Annotated in this window: 12 protein-coding genes and 4 tRNA genes; 15 read left to right on the plus strand and 1 reads right to left on the minus strand. The window is 53.8% G+C overall.

Annotation, left to right across the window (positions count from 1 at the left end):
- Positions 1-24 precede the first annotated feature (24 nt).
- On the minus strand, positions 25-861 hold the full coding sequence (locus tag IPM58_13500; protein ID MBK9308066.1) for a hypothetical protein: 837 nt from the start codon (positions 859-861) through the stop codon (positions 25-27).
- Positions 862-2,134: 1,273 nt separating this feature from the next.
- Here IPM58_13500 and IPM58_13505 point away from each other — a divergent pair.
- From IPM58_13505 to rpoB, 15 genes are all read left to right on the plus strand, one after another.
- Entirely contained in the window at positions 2,135-2,674 is a 540-nt protein-coding gene (locus IPM58_13505; GenBank protein MBK9308067.1) for a DUF4112 domain-containing protein, read from the plus strand.
- A 77-nt stretch (positions 2,675-2,751) separates the two neighbouring features.
- Entirely contained in the window at positions 2,752-4,782 is a 2,031-nt protein-coding gene (locus tag IPM58_13510; GenBank protein ID MBK9308068.1) for an ATP-dependent helicase, read from the plus strand.
- A complete protein-coding gene (locus tag IPM58_13515) occupies positions 4,752-5,759 on the plus strand; it encodes a hypothetical protein (GenBank protein MBK9308069.1) in 1,008 nt (335 codons plus the stop codon). Before IPM58_13510 ends, IPM58_13515 begins: the two co-directional genes overlap by 31 nt.
- Positions 5,760-5,956: 197 nt before the next feature.
- Positions 5,957-6,042 (plus strand) — tRNA-Tyr (locus IPM58_13520).
- 167 nt (positions 6,043-6,209) lie between these two features.
- Positions 6,210-6,284: transfer RNA gene (locus IPM58_13525), tRNA-Gly, on the plus strand.
- A gap of 106 nt (positions 6,285-6,390) precedes the next feature.
- Positions 6,391-6,466: transfer RNA gene (locus IPM58_13530), tRNA-Thr, on the plus strand.
- Positions 6,467-6,652: 186 nt separating this feature from the next.
- A complete protein-coding gene (gene tuf, locus IPM58_13535) occupies positions 6,653-7,858 on the plus strand; it encodes an elongation factor Tu (protein MBK9308070.1) in 1,206 nt (401 codons plus the stop codon).
- A gap of 88 nt (positions 7,859-7,946) precedes the next feature.
- A complete protein-coding gene (rpmG, locus tag IPM58_13540; GenBank protein ID MBK9308071.1) occupies positions 7,947-8,096 on the plus strand; it encodes a 50S ribosomal protein L33 in 150 nt (49 codons plus the stop codon).
- Positions 8,097-8,172: 76 nt separating this feature from the next.
- Positions 8,173-8,247: transfer RNA gene (locus IPM58_13545), tRNA-Trp, on the plus strand.
- Positions 8,248-8,433: 186 nt separating this feature from the next.
- Positions 8,434-8,628: a preprotein translocase subunit SecE gene (secE, locus tag IPM58_13550; GenBank protein MBK9308072.1), complete on the plus strand. Its 195-nt coding sequence runs from the start codon at positions 8,434-8,436 to the stop codon at positions 8,626-8,628.
- Between the two features lie 55 nt (positions 8,629-8,683).
- Positions 8,684-9,220: a transcription termination/antitermination protein NusG gene (gene nusG, locus IPM58_13555; protein ID MBK9308073.1), complete on the plus strand. Its 537-nt coding sequence runs from the start codon at positions 8,684-8,686 to the stop codon at positions 9,218-9,220.
- An 82-nt stretch (positions 9,221-9,302) separates the two neighbouring features.
- A complete protein-coding gene (gene rplK / locus IPM58_13560; protein ID MBK9308074.1) occupies positions 9,303-9,728 on the plus strand; it encodes a 50S ribosomal protein L11 in 426 nt (141 codons plus the stop codon).
- A 24-nt stretch (positions 9,729-9,752) separates the two neighbouring features.
- On the plus strand, positions 9,753-10,445 hold the full coding sequence (locus tag IPM58_13565; GenBank protein MBK9308075.1) for a 50S ribosomal protein L1: 693 nt from the start codon (positions 9,753-9,755) through the stop codon (positions 10,443-10,445).
- An 86-nt stretch (positions 10,446-10,531) separates the two neighbouring features.
- On the plus strand, positions 10,532-11,464 hold the full coding sequence (gene rplL, locus IPM58_13570) for a 50S ribosomal protein L7/L12 (protein MBK9308076.1): 933 nt from the start codon (positions 10,532-10,534) through the stop codon (positions 11,462-11,464).
- Positions 11,465-11,586: 122 nt separating this feature from the next.
- A complete protein-coding gene (gene rpoB / locus IPM58_13575) occupies positions 11,587-15,543 on the plus strand; it encodes a DNA-directed RNA polymerase subunit beta (GenBank protein ID MBK9308077.1) in 3,957 nt (1,318 codons plus the stop codon).
- The last annotated feature ends 31 nt before the right edge of the window (positions 15,544-15,574 follow it).

The following is a 15,574-nucleotide window of genomic DNA, read 5'->3' on the forward strand; positions in this document are numbered from 1 at the left end:
AATGACGGGCGATCACTGGTGGGATCAGGCGTGCCCGGCCTTATGCCATGAGGCCCATTCTTTGGAGAATGCCACGGCGGCATAGCGTTCGCCAAGGATTTTTGCGACTTGGTTGAGTAGTTTGGTGAGTTGCTGCAGTTCGGACGGCGTGAGATCCTCACGAAACCGTGGGTGAAGTCCCCACCGGGTTTCGACTTCCTCTCCAGACACGCTCGACATCAAGCTGATCAGCTTAATCTCCTGCCCGGTGGATTTGTTGAGATCGGTGGTGGCCCCGGCAGGCGTTGGGACAGACTGTGGTGTTTCCTGGGAGGGCGGAGTCTGTCCTTGCAGGATTGCGCTGAGCGCCGGTACGACTGCGCTGGCGCAGAGTGTCGCGGCCGAGCTGAGCTGTGCATTGCCCGGCGCGCCAAGCGCGTCGGCCACTTTCTCACCGAACTCGCGGAACATCTCGTTCTTGGTTTTGGAGTCTTCGGAGATCAGGAACTTGTAGTGCTCATAGGTCTGTCGACTGTCCGCCACGGTCGTGCCGATGGTCATGACGATTTCCATCTGATCGGTATTGTTTCCAAACGCCGGCGCTAGGGCTCGTTGCATCTGTTGCGTCACGGCGTCTTCCAGACCGTTCATGAATTCCATCTGATCCTTTAAGGGTATGTGCAGGGCTACGAGCCGATCCGTGAGGTTGAACATGATCTTCATGAATTCCAGGTAGATGCCCCACTCATCCTGGCGCTTGAGTTTCAGCGCCTGCTCGGGGGCATTGCGCTTCATCATCGTGACCGATTCGCCCGAGACAGCAAGCATCAGTTCGGCCAGCTGGCGAAGGCGTTCTTTGTATTCAGTCGTGGCAGTAGTCATGACTCTCCTCTTAGCGATCGAGGATTATAGCGGAGAGGTGCAAAGGGAAAAAAGAGGTGAATTCAGTAATTCGTTGTCCCTTCTGTACCTCACAGTTAGGATTGCCAGAGAAATTGATGCTTTTGAAAGGGGAAAAGGTGGAGTGCTCTCACGGCATCCTAGAGACAGCCATGCGCAGTTGTCGATCTGCGAGAGTGCCGTGGGGCAGAAGTGTGACTTAAGGCGTGCGTTGAGAGGTGTGTGATCGGTGAGTGACGATTTTCAACATGGGGCTGCCAAATCAGGGGGCAATCTCCTCTTGATTGGCGCCACGATAGCTGAAGCTCTCCGATTGTGCTGGTCCAACCGAAAGCTATTCGGGCGTTTCATGATCCTTCCGGTCGCGATGGCCACCGTGCTGGAACTCGCATCGGTTGTCTCCTATGAAGGCTTTACTCAAACAGCATTCACAATGATCTGTAGGTTCGGGAGTATCATTCCCGTATTCCTGGTTCTCGCTTGGTTTGGGGTGGCTTGCCATCGATTGATTCTGATTGGAGCGGGAGCTGTAGCCGAATTTGGCTTGACTCGTTGGACCTGGAGAGAGACGCGGTTCTTTCTATGGATGCTTCTTGTGTACATCATAGGATTCATGTTCGCGGAGTTAGGTATCACTGCAATTTTCTTCGTGGTCAGCATCATAAGCACTGCATTAGGATCCTCGCTAAAAGGCGTAGAGCTGATGGTGGGGCAGTCTTCGATTATCTGGATCTTAGTGGTTTTGTCACTTGTCATTTTTTCCTATTGGGTAGGCCGTTTGAGCTTAGTGCTTTCCGCGACGGCCATCGACTTGCGACCCCCCTTGAGGTCCGTATGGGTCTTGTCTGCAGGGAATGGATGGCGTGTGGCACTTCTCGTAGGTTGTGTTCCCATAGCATCCATACTAATTCAGGCCTTAATGGGGATTGCCTTGTCGTGGTTCGTTGGGGAAAGTCTTCATAAAATTCAGTCTACATTCGATGTTACATCGATAGGTCTAACATTCCTACAATCGGTTCTCCGTTACGTCTTAGCCACGGTAGAAATTGCGATATTATCAATCACGTATAGAAGGCTGAGGACAATAAAGGAGCAGGAGTTGGTATCGCCTCCTGGAACCTGACACCGTGGACGGTGCAGATATTCTTGATCGGGTCTTACTGCCCTGATTAGCGGTCCGTCTCATCTCCAATCGACTTTCCCTCCAGTTGCCGTTCCATGGTCCTTCCGATACATTGATCGCTGCGGGATGCCAATGAGCTCAGATTCAATATTTCCAGCTCGTGAGAAAGAGAAGAAGTCTCCGATTGAGGTCTTGCCGCGTGATGAGGCGCGTGAGCACCTGCTTGCGATCGCGGACATTCTTGCCAAGGTGATGGACACGACGATCAGGATTCCTGGGACGTCTTGGTACATCGGGTTGGATCCGTTGCTTGGACTCATTCCTGGGATTGGGGATGTCCTGGCCAATCTCATCGGTACGGTGATTCTTGGATTGGCGACGCGGTTGCAACTTCCCCGGATCGTGCTGGCACGTATGAGCCTCAATCTCCTGATCAATGGAACGGTCGGCGCCGTTCCGATTTTCGGAGATCTGTTCTCGGTCTGGTTTCGGAGTCATTCGAGGAACGCCGCACTGCTTCGAGACGCGGCGATGAAGCCGGATCGTGAGACCCACACAGACTGGTTCTACGTGGGCGGGATCATCGGGGGAACGGTAGGGCTTTTGTTGCTCGCAATTGCCTTTATGATCTGGCTGGTTGCGAAACTCTGGGGAATGGTCGCAGGTGGATAGGAATAGGCGGTCGGGTGTGATATAGATCCAACCTTCCCAGTAAAGGAATTCGTCGATAGCTCCTTCACCATATTCCCATGGAACGAGAAGTTAAGACCTATGTACTGAAACGGCCGACTGAGGAGGCCGTCCCGCGGAAGCTGTCGATCAACTATGCGGCCGCGCTGAATCCTCAACAGCTGGCGGCGGCGACGGCGGGCGACGGCCCGTCGCTGGTTATTGCCGGCGCCGGAAGCGGCAAGACGCGTACGTTGGTCTATCGCGTGGCCTACCTGATCGACTCGGGCGTAGACCCCTCGAACATCCTCTTGCTGACCTTCACGCGGAAGTCAGCACAGGAGATGTTGGATCGGGCTGGCGATCTCATCGGGGTGAGCAGCCGGCGGGTCTGCGGCGGGACATTCCACTCCGTGGCCAATATGCTGTTACGGCGGCATGGCCGATCGATCGGCATCGAGCCTGGGTTCACGATCTTGGATCGCGGCGACGCAGAAGATTTGATCGCGCTCGTGCGGTCGCAACTGGGTCTCAACGAAAAAGATAAGCGATTCCCCCGCAAGGGAACGATCATGGAAATGATCAGTAAGAGTGCGAACACGCTGAGGAGTCTCGACGAGATCATCCTGGAGGAGTTCAGCCATTTTGCCGATCACTCGGAGGACCTCGGACGACTTCAAAAGGCGTATGAGGCGGCCAAGCGTCAAAAGCAGCTCTTGGACTACGACGATCTGTTGGTGATGTTGCGGCAACTGCTGTTGTTCGACGAAACGGCGCGCACGAACATTTCGCGTCAGTATCGGTACATCCTCGTGGACGAGTATCAAGACACGAACCGGTTGCAGGCGGAGGTCATTCGTCAACTCGCAGCGACGCATCAGAATGTAATGGTGGTGGGTGACGACTCGCAGTCTATCTACGCATTTCGTGGTGCGACGTTCAAGAACATCATGGAGTTCCCGCAGCTGTTCCCCGGTACGACGGTCTATAAGCTGGAAGAGAACTACCGTAGCACGCAGCCGATCTTGAATCTCGCGAACAGCGTCATCGAGGAGGCGACGGAAAAGTATTCGAAGCGGCTTTTTACGAGGAAAATTGATGGGCCGTTGCCGTCGCTGGTCGAAGCGGCTGGGGAAAACGCACAGTCTCGGTTCATTGCACAGAAGATTCTTGAACTTCGGGAAGAAGGGGTGCCGCTGGATGAGGTGGCGGTCCTGTTTCGCTCAAGTTTCCATTCGTTTGACCTGGAAATCGAACTCTCACGCAAGGGGCTCCCCTTTCTTAAACGCGGTGGAGTGAAATTTATTGAGACCGCTCATGTCAAAGATCTACTGGCGCATGTGCGTGTCGTTTCAAACCCACTCGATACCGTCAGTTGGCACCGTGTCCTGATGTTGGTCGAAGGGGTGGGGCCCAAGAAGGCTCAGGACTTGCTCGCCGCCATTATGAAAACGGATCGACCGTACTACGATGTGTTGCGCGGGGTGAGCGGGCGCTCCGGGCCTGGCCTCAAGAGCTTGGCCAATACCTTGGAGAGCCTGGCTGGATCGGATGACCGGCAGCCTGAACATCAAGTAAGCCATATCTATGAGTATTACCTTCCAATTCTGAAGGACCAATACGACGACTACCCGAAGCGGACCAGAGATCTGGACCATCTCCATACGATTGCCGAGGGGTATCAGGGCATCGACGAGTTTCTGGCCGACTTGGCGTTGGAGCCGCCCGACGGCAGTGCGGTGGCTGTAGAAGCGGGTGATCGAGACGACGAACGGATGGTGCTTTCAACGATTCACTCCGCGAAGGGATTGGAGTGGCAGTGCGTATTTGTGATCTGGGTCGTCGATGGCCGGTTCCCGTCGGCCTATTCTTTTCTGACCGAAGACGAATTGGAAGAAGAGCGGAGGCTCTTCTACGTGGCGGTCACTCGAGCGAAGCGACATTTGTTTTTGACCTACCCCATCAATGTCTACGACAAGACCAGCGGGATGCTGCTGTCAAAGCCGTCACGGTTTCTGGATCATGTATCCTCGAACCTGATCGAGACGCTCGCGCTCGTGGAAGAAGGAGGGCGAGACAGATGGGGGATGGCGCAGGATCCATATTTTTGATCGCCGTGCTTGCTCGCCGTACATTCATGCCTCTTCCGATCTCTATGTGCCATTTCGCGACTCGACTGTTCTTAGTGTGCTACTGGTTCGTGTGGGTGCAGCCCACAGCGGTATCGGCTACCACCCGGAATGAAGCGGGTAGTGGAGAGCGGATGTGGGCGCGTCTAATCGAGGACGCGGAACGGTTCCAGCTGCCGACAAAGTTTTTGAAGGCGCTCCCGGCAGACTTTATCCAGATGGAGTTTGACGATCTGCGGACGTACGCGGCCGAGTACTACCCTGGTGAGCATCGAATGGTGCTCGACCGGTCCTTATCATTCAATGCGGCAGGAAGAGGGCTTAAGCCGCTGAGCAAGATGACGCCCAAGCAATTGGAAGTCCTCTACCATGAATTGTTTCATGCCTATCTGGATTACCTCGTGGTCATCGATGCGCAACCCGATTCGGTCGATCGTCGGTCCGATGAATTATTACAGGTTGCTCGAACGCAGCAAGTGTGTCGGTATGGCGAAGTGCAGATCACACCGATCGTTCAGAGAAAGGATGAGACGGAATCTCGTTATTTGACGCAGGGGGAGTCGTGGGAAGCTTTGAACGAAACGTGGGCGGTCTTCATCGGTTGGGCGGTCTGGAATCAGCTTGAAGTGCAGCGCGAGACCGAGCAGTCAATGTTTCAGGGGGAGCGGCAAGGCGGTCGCTGGATACAACGATTCAAAACGGCTTTTGAGAGCGGAGAGTTTCGTGGTTATTATGTTCCCGAGGATCCAGACGAACAACGGCTGGCCCAGAAAAGATACTTAGCGCAACAATCTCAATTGGGTTTGGATGAAGCGGTGGTTTTGATGGATCAAGTGCTTGGTTTTAAGCGTAATTTTATCGATCGACTGATGGCGTTGGTTGGATCATCGGAGGCCTCGCCCTGTTCTACTGTCGAAGGGAAACAGGATAAAAAGACCGGAGCCGAATTCTCCTCTTGACACGGAGAAAGTTCATCAATAGAATCCAGCATTTCGTAAACTAGCCTGTCCGAGCACACCAGTGGAATCAATCTTGAATGATTGAGGAGTAAAGCTGTGCACGGGTAGGCCTGCTTGTCTTTGTGTTAGACAAGTCGAAGATCGCGTCAGGCTGGTGAGTAATAAATTTTCACCCACGTAGATTCATGACTCATTGCGGGCAGGTACCCAAGTGGCCAAAGGGGGCAGACTGTAAATCTGCTGGCTTATGTCTTCCAAGGTTCGAATCCTTGCCTGCCCACCATGTCGAGCTTGCTCGTGTCGGCGAGTTCGAGAGTGGGCGAGCTGGGTAGGTACCTCAAGTGCTTTGAGGTTGGTTTTAAAACGGTCTGTGGGCTAGTTAGACGTATGCCTTATTTGGCCTGGTGCGAATTTGAATTATAGAGATATAAATGGGCTGAAGAAAATTAGGCGGGCGTAGCTCAGTGGTAGAGTTCCAGCCTTCCAAGCTGGCTGTCGTGGGTTCAAATCCCATCGCCCGCTCCAAAAAATGGTGCTGGGGCGGTCATTGTGCGCTTGTTTGTGAGTACGGGTATTCACGAGAATTTACTGGAAGACTCTCAAGTTACAGATGGGGTGTGACGCGCTGAATGCCCACGTAGCTCAGTTGGTAGAGCACGTCCTTGGTAAGGACGAGGTCACGCGTTCGATCCGCGTCGTGGGCTCCACCCCAAGTGTGCTTGTGCCGCGAGCCATGAGATGGTTCCTGGCGAGCGGATAGACACCTTCTGTTTTGTGTGGGCGTAAGTGGCTCCTCAAGCGTGGGCTCTTAGATCTATGTAAGCTGGTTCGCGCTGCCGCTTTTAGGAATGTGTGGCAGGAAGACGCCAGCGGTTCTAGAAAAGGAGTGACGTATGGCGAAGGCGAAATACGAGCGGAAGAAGCCGCACGTGAACATTGGGACGATCGGGCACGTGGACCACGGGAAGACGACGTTGACGGCGGCGTTGACGAAAGTGTGTGCGGACAAAGGGATGGCGAAATTCATCAGCTATGACGAAGTGGCCAAAGCCTCGGAGAGCCAAGGGCGCCGGGACGCGACCAAGATCATGACCATTGCCATCAGTCACGTGGAATACGAGACCGACAACCGGCACTATGCACACGTGGATTGTCCGGGCCACGCCGACTACGTCAAGAACATGATCACCGGGGCGGCCCAGATGGACGGGGCGATCCTCGTCGTGAGCGCGGCGGACGGGCCGATGCCGCAGACCCGGGAGCATATTCTCTTGGCGCGGCAGGTGGGCGTCCCCTACATCGTCGTGTTCTTAAACAAAGCCGACAAAGTCGATGACAAAGAGCTCTTAGAGCTCGTGGAACTCGAAGTGCGCGAGTTGCTCAGTAAGTATGGGTTTCCGGGCGACAAGACCCCGATCATCCACGGCAGTGCGCTGCAGGCCATGGAAGGCAATCAGGGGCCGTTGGGCGTGCCGGCCATCATGAAGCTGTTGGAGGCCGTCGACACCTACATTCCGACGCCGCAGCGGCCGATCGATAAGCCGTTCTTGATGCCGATCGAAGACGTCTTCACCATCAGCGGGCGCGGGACCGTCGTCACGGGGCGCTGTGAACGCGGGATCGTGAAAGTGGGTGATGAAATCGAGATCGTCGGCTTACGCCCGACGCAGACCACCGTGGTGACCGGGGTCGAGATGTTCCGCAAGGTGCTCGATGAGGGGCAGGCGGGGGACAACATTGGGGTGCTCTTGCGGGGGACGAAGAAGGAGGACGTGGAGCGAGGGATGGTGCTGTCGAAGCCGAAGAGCATCACGCCGCATACCAAGTTCAAGGCGGAGATCTATGTGTTGACCAAGGAAGAAGGGGGGCGGCATACGCCGTTCTTCAATGGGTATCGGCCGCAGTTCTACTTCCGGACGACGGATGTGACGGGGGTGGTGCAGTTGAATCCGGGGGTGGAGATGGTGATGCCGGGGGACAACGTGAGTGTGACGGGCGAGTTGATCAGTCCGATCGCGATGGATCAGGGGTTACGGTTTGCGGTGCGTGAGGGCGGGAAGACGGTCGGCTCGGGGGTCGTGACGGAAATTCTGGCGTAACGAATCTGGCAAGCGAGAGGCTGGCTGGTGTGGATGCCACGGTGTTTGCCGGCGTGGAGGCCTGTGAGCTTGTATCGAGGAGAAAGAGATGCGTGAAATTATCGACATGGCGTGTACGCTCTGTAAGCAGCGCAATTACTCGTCCATGAAGAACAAGAAGAACGATCCGGATCGGTTGGAGCGTAACAAGTTCTGCAAGTTCTGCCGAAAGCATACGCCTCATAAGGAAGTGAAGTAACGTGCCGAGCTATCGGGGTTGAGTTTTGAGTAACTAAGGAGTGGCGTGTGAAGGCTCAGTGCTCGGCGCTAAGTGGAGGGGCATGGTGTTAATGGTAGCACATCGGTCTCCAAAACCGAGAGTCTGGGTTCAAATCCTAGTGCCCCTGCCATTCCGGGTTTGATCATGCAGTCGGTCTCATTCGTAAGGCTGACGGAGAAGCGTCAGTAAGACGATGGTTGGTAATAGAGAGGGTGTGTATCGACTGCTGCGTTGACAGGAAAGAGCTCTCCCGAATGGTGAATTGTTAGCACCATCAGGTAGAACTTTGAAATAGATCTCGAGAGACGGAGTTCAGATGTTTACACGAATGACTAGCACGATTCGACTGTTCATAACTGACGTGCGTGCAGAGCTGAAGAAGGTTTCGTTTCCAAGTCGCGGGGAAACCGCTGGGTCGACGGCAGTGGTCATTGTTTTTTGCATCCTGATGTCCATGTATTTGTCCGTCGTTGATTCATTCCTTTCATGGTTGGTCGGTAAACTCATTTGAACTGAGCGAGAAGAGATAGGCTCATCGGCAGTTCATCGAAGTCTGAGGGTGGTGCATGATAAAAAACTGGTACGTCATTCATACGTACGCGGGTTTTGAGGGGCGTGTGAAGACCAGCCTGATGGAGCGGGCAAATCAGATGGGGCTTGTTGAAAAGGTTGGGCAGGTGCTCGTTCCGACAGAAGATGTGATTGAAATTAAGGATGGGAAACGACGGACTTCGCGACGAAAATTTTTCCCAGGGTATGTGCTGATCGAGCTGGAGTCGCCGCTGGAGGATGAGACCTTGCAGATGATCAAGGAAACTCCAAAAGTGACCGGATTTGTAGGGGGCGGTACGGTTCCGATCCCGTTGACAAGCGAAGAAGTGGACTCGTTGCTTAAGCAGGTTGATGCGGGCCAGGCGGAACCTCGAGAGCAGATTAAATTTATCAAGAGCGACAATGTTCGCATCATCGACGGCCCATTCCTTGGGTTCAACGGCGTGGTTGAAGAAGTCGATCAAGACCATAGTCGGTTGAAGGTGATGGTGAGTATCTTCGGGCGATCGACTCCGGTCGAATTAGGATTCTTACAGGTAGAACGGATTTAGGCCGATCGAGCACCGTCAGTTTGTGGTCGCGTATGGCGACTGCGCGCTGATTGCCGGTCGTGTAAGGAGAAAGAGAAACGTCATGGCGAAAGAAGTTTCGGCGCAGATCAAGTTGCAAATTCCGGCCGGCAAAGCCAATCCAGCCCCTCCTGTCGGGCCTTCGCTGGGTCAGCACGGCGTCAATATCATGGAATTTTGTAAGCAGTTTAATGCCAAGACTCAGAAGGAAGGCGACAGTATTATCCCTGTCGTCATCACCGTGTATAAAGATCGTACCTTCAGCTTCATCATGAAGACGCCTCCTGCGTCGGATCTTTTGAAAAAAGCTGCGGGGGTCATTAAAGGCTCCGGCGTGCCACAGAAGGACAAGGTGGGGGCTATTACGCGGCAACAGTTGAATGAGATTGCGCGCAAGAAAATGGCCGATTTGAATGCGGCTGATATCGAGGGAGCATCCAAGATCATTGAAGGAACTGCCCGCAGTATGGGCGTCGTCATTCAGGGGTAATTTTAGAGCGAAGGAGCGGCGGCAATGGGGAAGAAAATGAGTGCGGCCATCAAGAACGTAGAGCCGCGTGCCTATGGGTTGCGTGAAGCGGTTGAGACGGTCAAGAAATCGGCCTTTGTCAAGTTTGACGAATCGGTCGATCTTGCCCTCAGGTTGGGGATTGATCCGAAGCGTTCAGATCAATTGGTTCGAGGCACGGCCTCTCTTCCCCATGGGACAGGGAAGAAGGTGCGGGTTCTCGTGTTTGCGAAGGGTGAAAAGGAGCAGGAAGCGAGGCAAGCAGGAGCCGACTACGTCGGCGCGGATGATTTGATGGAGAAAATTAAGGGCGGATGGATGGAGTTCGACTGTGCGATCTCCACTCCGGATCTGATGGCGTCGGTCGGGAAACTTGGAAAGGTCCTGGGGCCTCGGGGACTGATGCCTAATCCGAAGACCGGTACCGTGACCTTCGAGGTTGGAAAAGCGGTTTCGGATATCAGAAAGGGCCGGGTTGAGTTCAAGGTCGAAAAAGCCGGCATCGTGCATGTTCCGGTCGGGAAAGTGTCTTTTGAGCCAACAAAGCTGTATGACAATGCATCTGCAATCATTGAGTCTGTCCTCAAGGCAAAGCCTGCCTCCTGCAAAGGGCGTTATCTCAAGAGTGCCACGATTTCGAGTACGATGGGTCCTGGTGTGCAATTGGATACCATCGCACTGGCGAAGCAATGGAGTTAATCGAACGACGTCTTTCGTTGGATGGCGGGTCAGATCATTTCGGACTTCTCGATTGACGGTTGGCGATCGTTCGAAGAAGGAGAGCGATGAAGAAGGAAGAAAAGGTTACGGCAATAGCGGAATTGGCTGAAAAGTTCGGTCGCGCGCGTCTAGCCATCTTGACGGAATGCGTCGGTCTTCCGGTCAATCAGGTGACGGAGTTGCGCAAGCAGCTCCGTGGAGTCAAGGCGGAATATCGAATCGTAAAAAATACCCTTGCCGCTCGTGCTGCTGAAGGGACCGTATTAGCCGCACTCAAGACGCATCTGAAGGGTCCAACCGGTGTCGTGATTGGATATGATGATCCTGTATTACCGACTAAGATTTTAAGAGATTTTATCAGTGCGGAGAAGCGTGAAGAAAAGCTTCGAATGACGGCCGGGGTGTTGGAGGGCAAGATTCTCCAGCCGGATGAACTGACGGCCGTTGCGAAACTTCCGAAAAAAGAAGTGCTTATTGCGATGTTGCTTTCGGCCATGCAGGGGCCGATTCGTGGAGTCGTCTATACATTGAGCGCGGTCTTGTCGAAATTTGTGCGAGTCATTGCAGCCATTCAGGATAAACGGAAAGGAGAAGGGGATATGCCAGCTACAGAGGGAAAATTGTCACAAGAGGAATTGATTAAGGCGATCGAAGGCATGAGCGTGTTGGATCTCGCCGAACTGGTGAAGGGGCTGGAGACGCGATTTGGTGTAACGGCAGCAGCTCCGGTTGCGATGGTCGCGGCACCGGCTGGTGGTGGAGCTGCAGCTCCCGCCGAGGAAAAGACGGCGTTTGACGTCGTGCTGGCGTCCGCACCGGCTGACAAGAAAATTCAAATCATTAAAGTCGTGCGAGAGCTGACGAGTCTCGGGCTCAAGGAAGCGAAGGATCTTGTCGAGGGTGCACCGAAGCCGGTCAAGACCGGGGCGACCAAGGAAGAGGCTGATACGATGAAGAAGAAGCTCGAAGAAAGCGGTGCCAAAGTCGAAATCAAATAACGAAGGAATTCGTCATAGTCGCCAGTTGTGTATTCAGAAGTGATGGAGTCATCTGTCGGCTCTGTTGCCTTGTGATAAGGCTGGCGACTGCTGTTCACCGCTAACCGTGTGGAGGGGTAGGAATGTCCGAAACGACTCTGCGAGATTTCGTCGAGCGAAAAGATTTCTCTCGCATCCGAACGAACATCGATATTCCAGATCTGATCGAAATTCAGAAGCGTTCCTATGAAGAGTTCTTACAACTTGAAGCCGAGCCTGAGCGTCGAAAAGATCATGGATTGCAGGCGGCGTTGGCCAGCGTCTTCCCCATACCGGACTATAATAATACCGCCATGCTCGAGTTTTCGAGCTACACGTTAGGGACGCCGAAGTACGATGAGCGCGAATGTTTAGAACAGGGAATGACCTTCGCGGTTCCGCTTAAGTTGCGTGTCCGTCTAGTGGTGTTTGATAAGGAGGATAAGGGTCCTCGCAAGAAAGTGCTCGATGTGCGGGAGCAAGAGGTTTATGTCGGTGAATTGCCGCTCATGACTGAGCGAGGAACGTTTATCGTCAACGGGACGGAGCGCGTTGTCGTCAGTCAGCTGCATCGATCGCCGGGTGCATCCTTTACGCATGATAAAGGTAGGACACACGCAAGCGGGAAGGTCCTGTATTCTGCGCGAATCATTCCCTATCGGGGCTCATGGCTCGATTTTGAGTTCGATGCCAGGGACATTCTGTATGTCCGCATTGATCGCCGTCGAAAAATGCCGGCCACTATTTTACTGAAAGCGTTCGCATTTTCGAGTGACGACTTGCTCAAGATGTACTACCCCGTCGAAGAAATTCGGGTGTCGAAGGGGAAGATGTTCCGTAAGCTTGATCAGGAAATCCACCATGGACTTCGATGTTCGGTCGAGGTCACGGATAAAAATAGCAAGGAACCGTTGGTGCGGGAAGGTGCCAGGCTGACCAAGGGGGTCATTGCCAAGCTCAAAGCGGCAGGAGTGAAAGAAATTCCTATGCTTCCCACTGAGTTGGTGGGGCGTGCCATTCTCACGGAATTAGTCGATTCAAAAAATGAGAAGCTCGCGGAGAAGAACCAGCGATTGACTGCAGAGATTGTCGAACAGATCACCGAGAGCGACGTTGAAGAATTCAAGGTGATCTATCTCGATATGGCCACGGCGACGCCGGTGATCCTTGATACCTTGGAGATGGATAAGATAGGGTCAAAAGAAGAGGCGATGGTCGAAATCTATCGCCGCCTCCGTCCTGGTGAAACGCCATCGGTCGACACCGCCCGAGCGTTATTTGACAATTTGTTCTTGAACTCCAAACGGTACGATTTGTCTCCGGTCGGCCGCCTGAAGCTCAATAAGAAACTCGGATTGGACTTGCCGCTTGAGCAGCGAACCTTGACGGCCCAAGATATTGTGGAAGTCATCCGCTACCTGGTGAATCTCAAGATCGGAAAAGGGGAAATCGACGACATTGACCACTTGGGGAATCGCCGTGTCCGCTCCGTGGGAGAATTGCTGGAGAATCAATTCCGGTTAGGGTTGGTGCGGATGGAGCGAAGTATCAAGGAGCGCATGAATCTCCTCGATATGGAAACGGTACTCCCACACGACCTGATCAACGCCAAGCCAGTTGTGGCGGCAGTGAAAGAGTTCTTCAGCAGCAGTCAGCTTTCTCAGTTTATGGACCAAACGAATCCGTTGGCTGAGATTACGCATAAGCGTCGACTTTCAGCGTTGGGGCCAGGAGGGCTCACGCGAGAACGCGCTGGGTTCGAAGTTCGGGACGTCCATCCCTCTCACTATAGCCGTATCTGTCCCATTGAGACGCCTGAAGGTCCCAACATCGGGTTGATTACGTCGTTGGCGACGTACGCACGTATCAATCAGTTTGGGTTCATTGAGGCGCCGTACCGCAAGGTTGCGAAGGGGCGAGTCACGGACGCAATCGAATTTCTTTCGGCGATTGAGGGCGACAAATACATCATCGCACAGGCCAACTCGAAGCTCGATGGGTCTGGGAAGCTCGTATCGGAAACGGTTTCGTGTCGGCATGGCGGAGACTTTGTCCTGGCGGATCCAGATCGCATTGAATATATGGATGTCTCGCCAAAGCAAGTCGTCAGCGTCGCGACTGCTCTCGTGCCGTTCTTGGAGCATGATGATGCTAATCGCGCGTTGATGGGTTCCAATATGCAGCGCCAGGCTGTCCCCCTAGTGACGTCCGAATCACCGCTGGTCGGGACCGGGATGGAAGCCGTCGTGGCTCGAGACTCGGGATATGTGATCCAATCCCGCCGATCCGGGGTCGTTGAAAGCGTTGATGCGACTCGGATTGTGGTGCGGGCCGATTCGAAAGACGGCAAGAAGGGAAAGGATTCCGGGCTCGATGTGTATGATCTGATCAAGTTCCAGCGCTCGAATCAGAATACATGTATCACGCAGACTCCCGTAGTTCGGATAGGCCAGCCGGTCAAGAAAGGGCAGGTACTCGGCGACGGGCCGGCCATTGATCATGGAGAATTGGCGCTAGGTAAAAATGTGCTTGTGGCGTTTATGCCATGGGGTGGCTACAACTTCGAAGACGCTATCCTGCTCAGTGAAAAATTGGTTCGTGAAGATGCCTTCACCTCCATCCATATCGAGGAGTTTGAGGTGGAAGCTCGGGATACCAAGTTAGGCAAGGAAGATGTCACTCGAGATATTCCTAATGTCGGCGAAGAGGCGCTGCGGAACTTGGACGAGAGCGGCATTATCCGGGTTGGTGCGGAAGTAAAACCAGGTGACATTCTGGTCGGCAAGGTGACGCCGAAAGGCGAAACTCAGTTGACCCCTGAAGAAAAACTCCTTCGCGCGATTTTTGGTGAAAAAGCTGGAGATGTGAAGGATACGTCTCTGACCGTCCCTCCGGGCGTAGAGGGTATTGTGGTCGACGTGAAAATCTTTTCGCGTAAAGGGCTGGATAAGGACGAGCGTTCAAAGAGCATCGAGACCGATGACCAGATGAAGCTGCAGCGGGATCACCACGAAGAGCTGCGGATCATCGATGAAGAGAAGACGAAGAAGATACGGAAATTATTACTTGGTAAGGTGGTGGGTCGCGATCTCATGGATCCAGAGAGCGGCGACGTCATCTTGAAAAAGAAGGGGAAGTTGACGGCGGAGATTCTGCGTCGATTGCCCGACGATACGGTGCGTCACATTATTCTCAGCGATCCTGATGAGCAGAAGGAACTGGAGGACGTCGAACGGCGGGCAAAAGAGCAGATTGAAATTCTCCAGACCTTGTACGATGAGAAAGTTGGTCGTTTGAAGCGGGGAGATGAACTGCCTCCGGGTGTCATCAAGCTTGTCAAAGTCTACATCGCGATGAAGCGCAAGATTCAGGTCGGCGACAAGATGGCTGGTCGCCATGGGAACAAGGGTGTCGTATCGAGAGTCCTGCCGGAAGAGGATATGCCTTATTTGCCCGATGGAACACCGGTAGAAATTGTCCTGAACCCTCTTGGCGTGCCGTCCCGTATGAACGTGGGACAAATTCTAGAGACTCACTTGGGCTGGGCGGCAAAAGCGTTGGGTATTAAGGTCGCGAGCCCGGTATTTGATGGAGCGTCTGAGAAAGAGATTAAGGACCTGCTCAAGAAGGCGAAGCTGCCGCTGAGCGGTCAGTCTCAGCTCGTTGATGGTAAGACGGGTGAGCCGTTCGGCAGTCCGGTTACCGTCGGGTATATGTATGTCCTCAAGCTTCACCATCTTGTAGACGACAAGATCCACGCTCGTTCCATCGGTCCATATTCTTTGGTCACCCAGCAGCCGCTAGGTGGTAAGGCCCAGTTTGGTGGGCAGCGGTTAGGAGAAATGGAAGTCTGGGCGCTCCAAGCCTATGGTGCGGCGTCGACTCTGCAAGAGTTTCTCACCGTCAAATCAGACGATGTGCCGGGGCGATCGCGCATGTATGAAGCGATTGTTAAAGGCGAGCCGTTTCTCGAGCCTGGCTTACCGGAGTCGTTTAACGTGTTGGTCAAGGAATTACAGAGCTTGGGACTCGATGTAGAGTTGGTCAAATCGCAAGACTAACCGCTTGTGTGCCGGAGGAAAACCGGCATCA

This window comes from Nitrospira sp., from assembly GCA_016715825.1.
GTDB lineage: Bacteria > Nitrospirota > Nitrospiria > Nitrospirales > Nitrospiraceae > Nitrospira_D.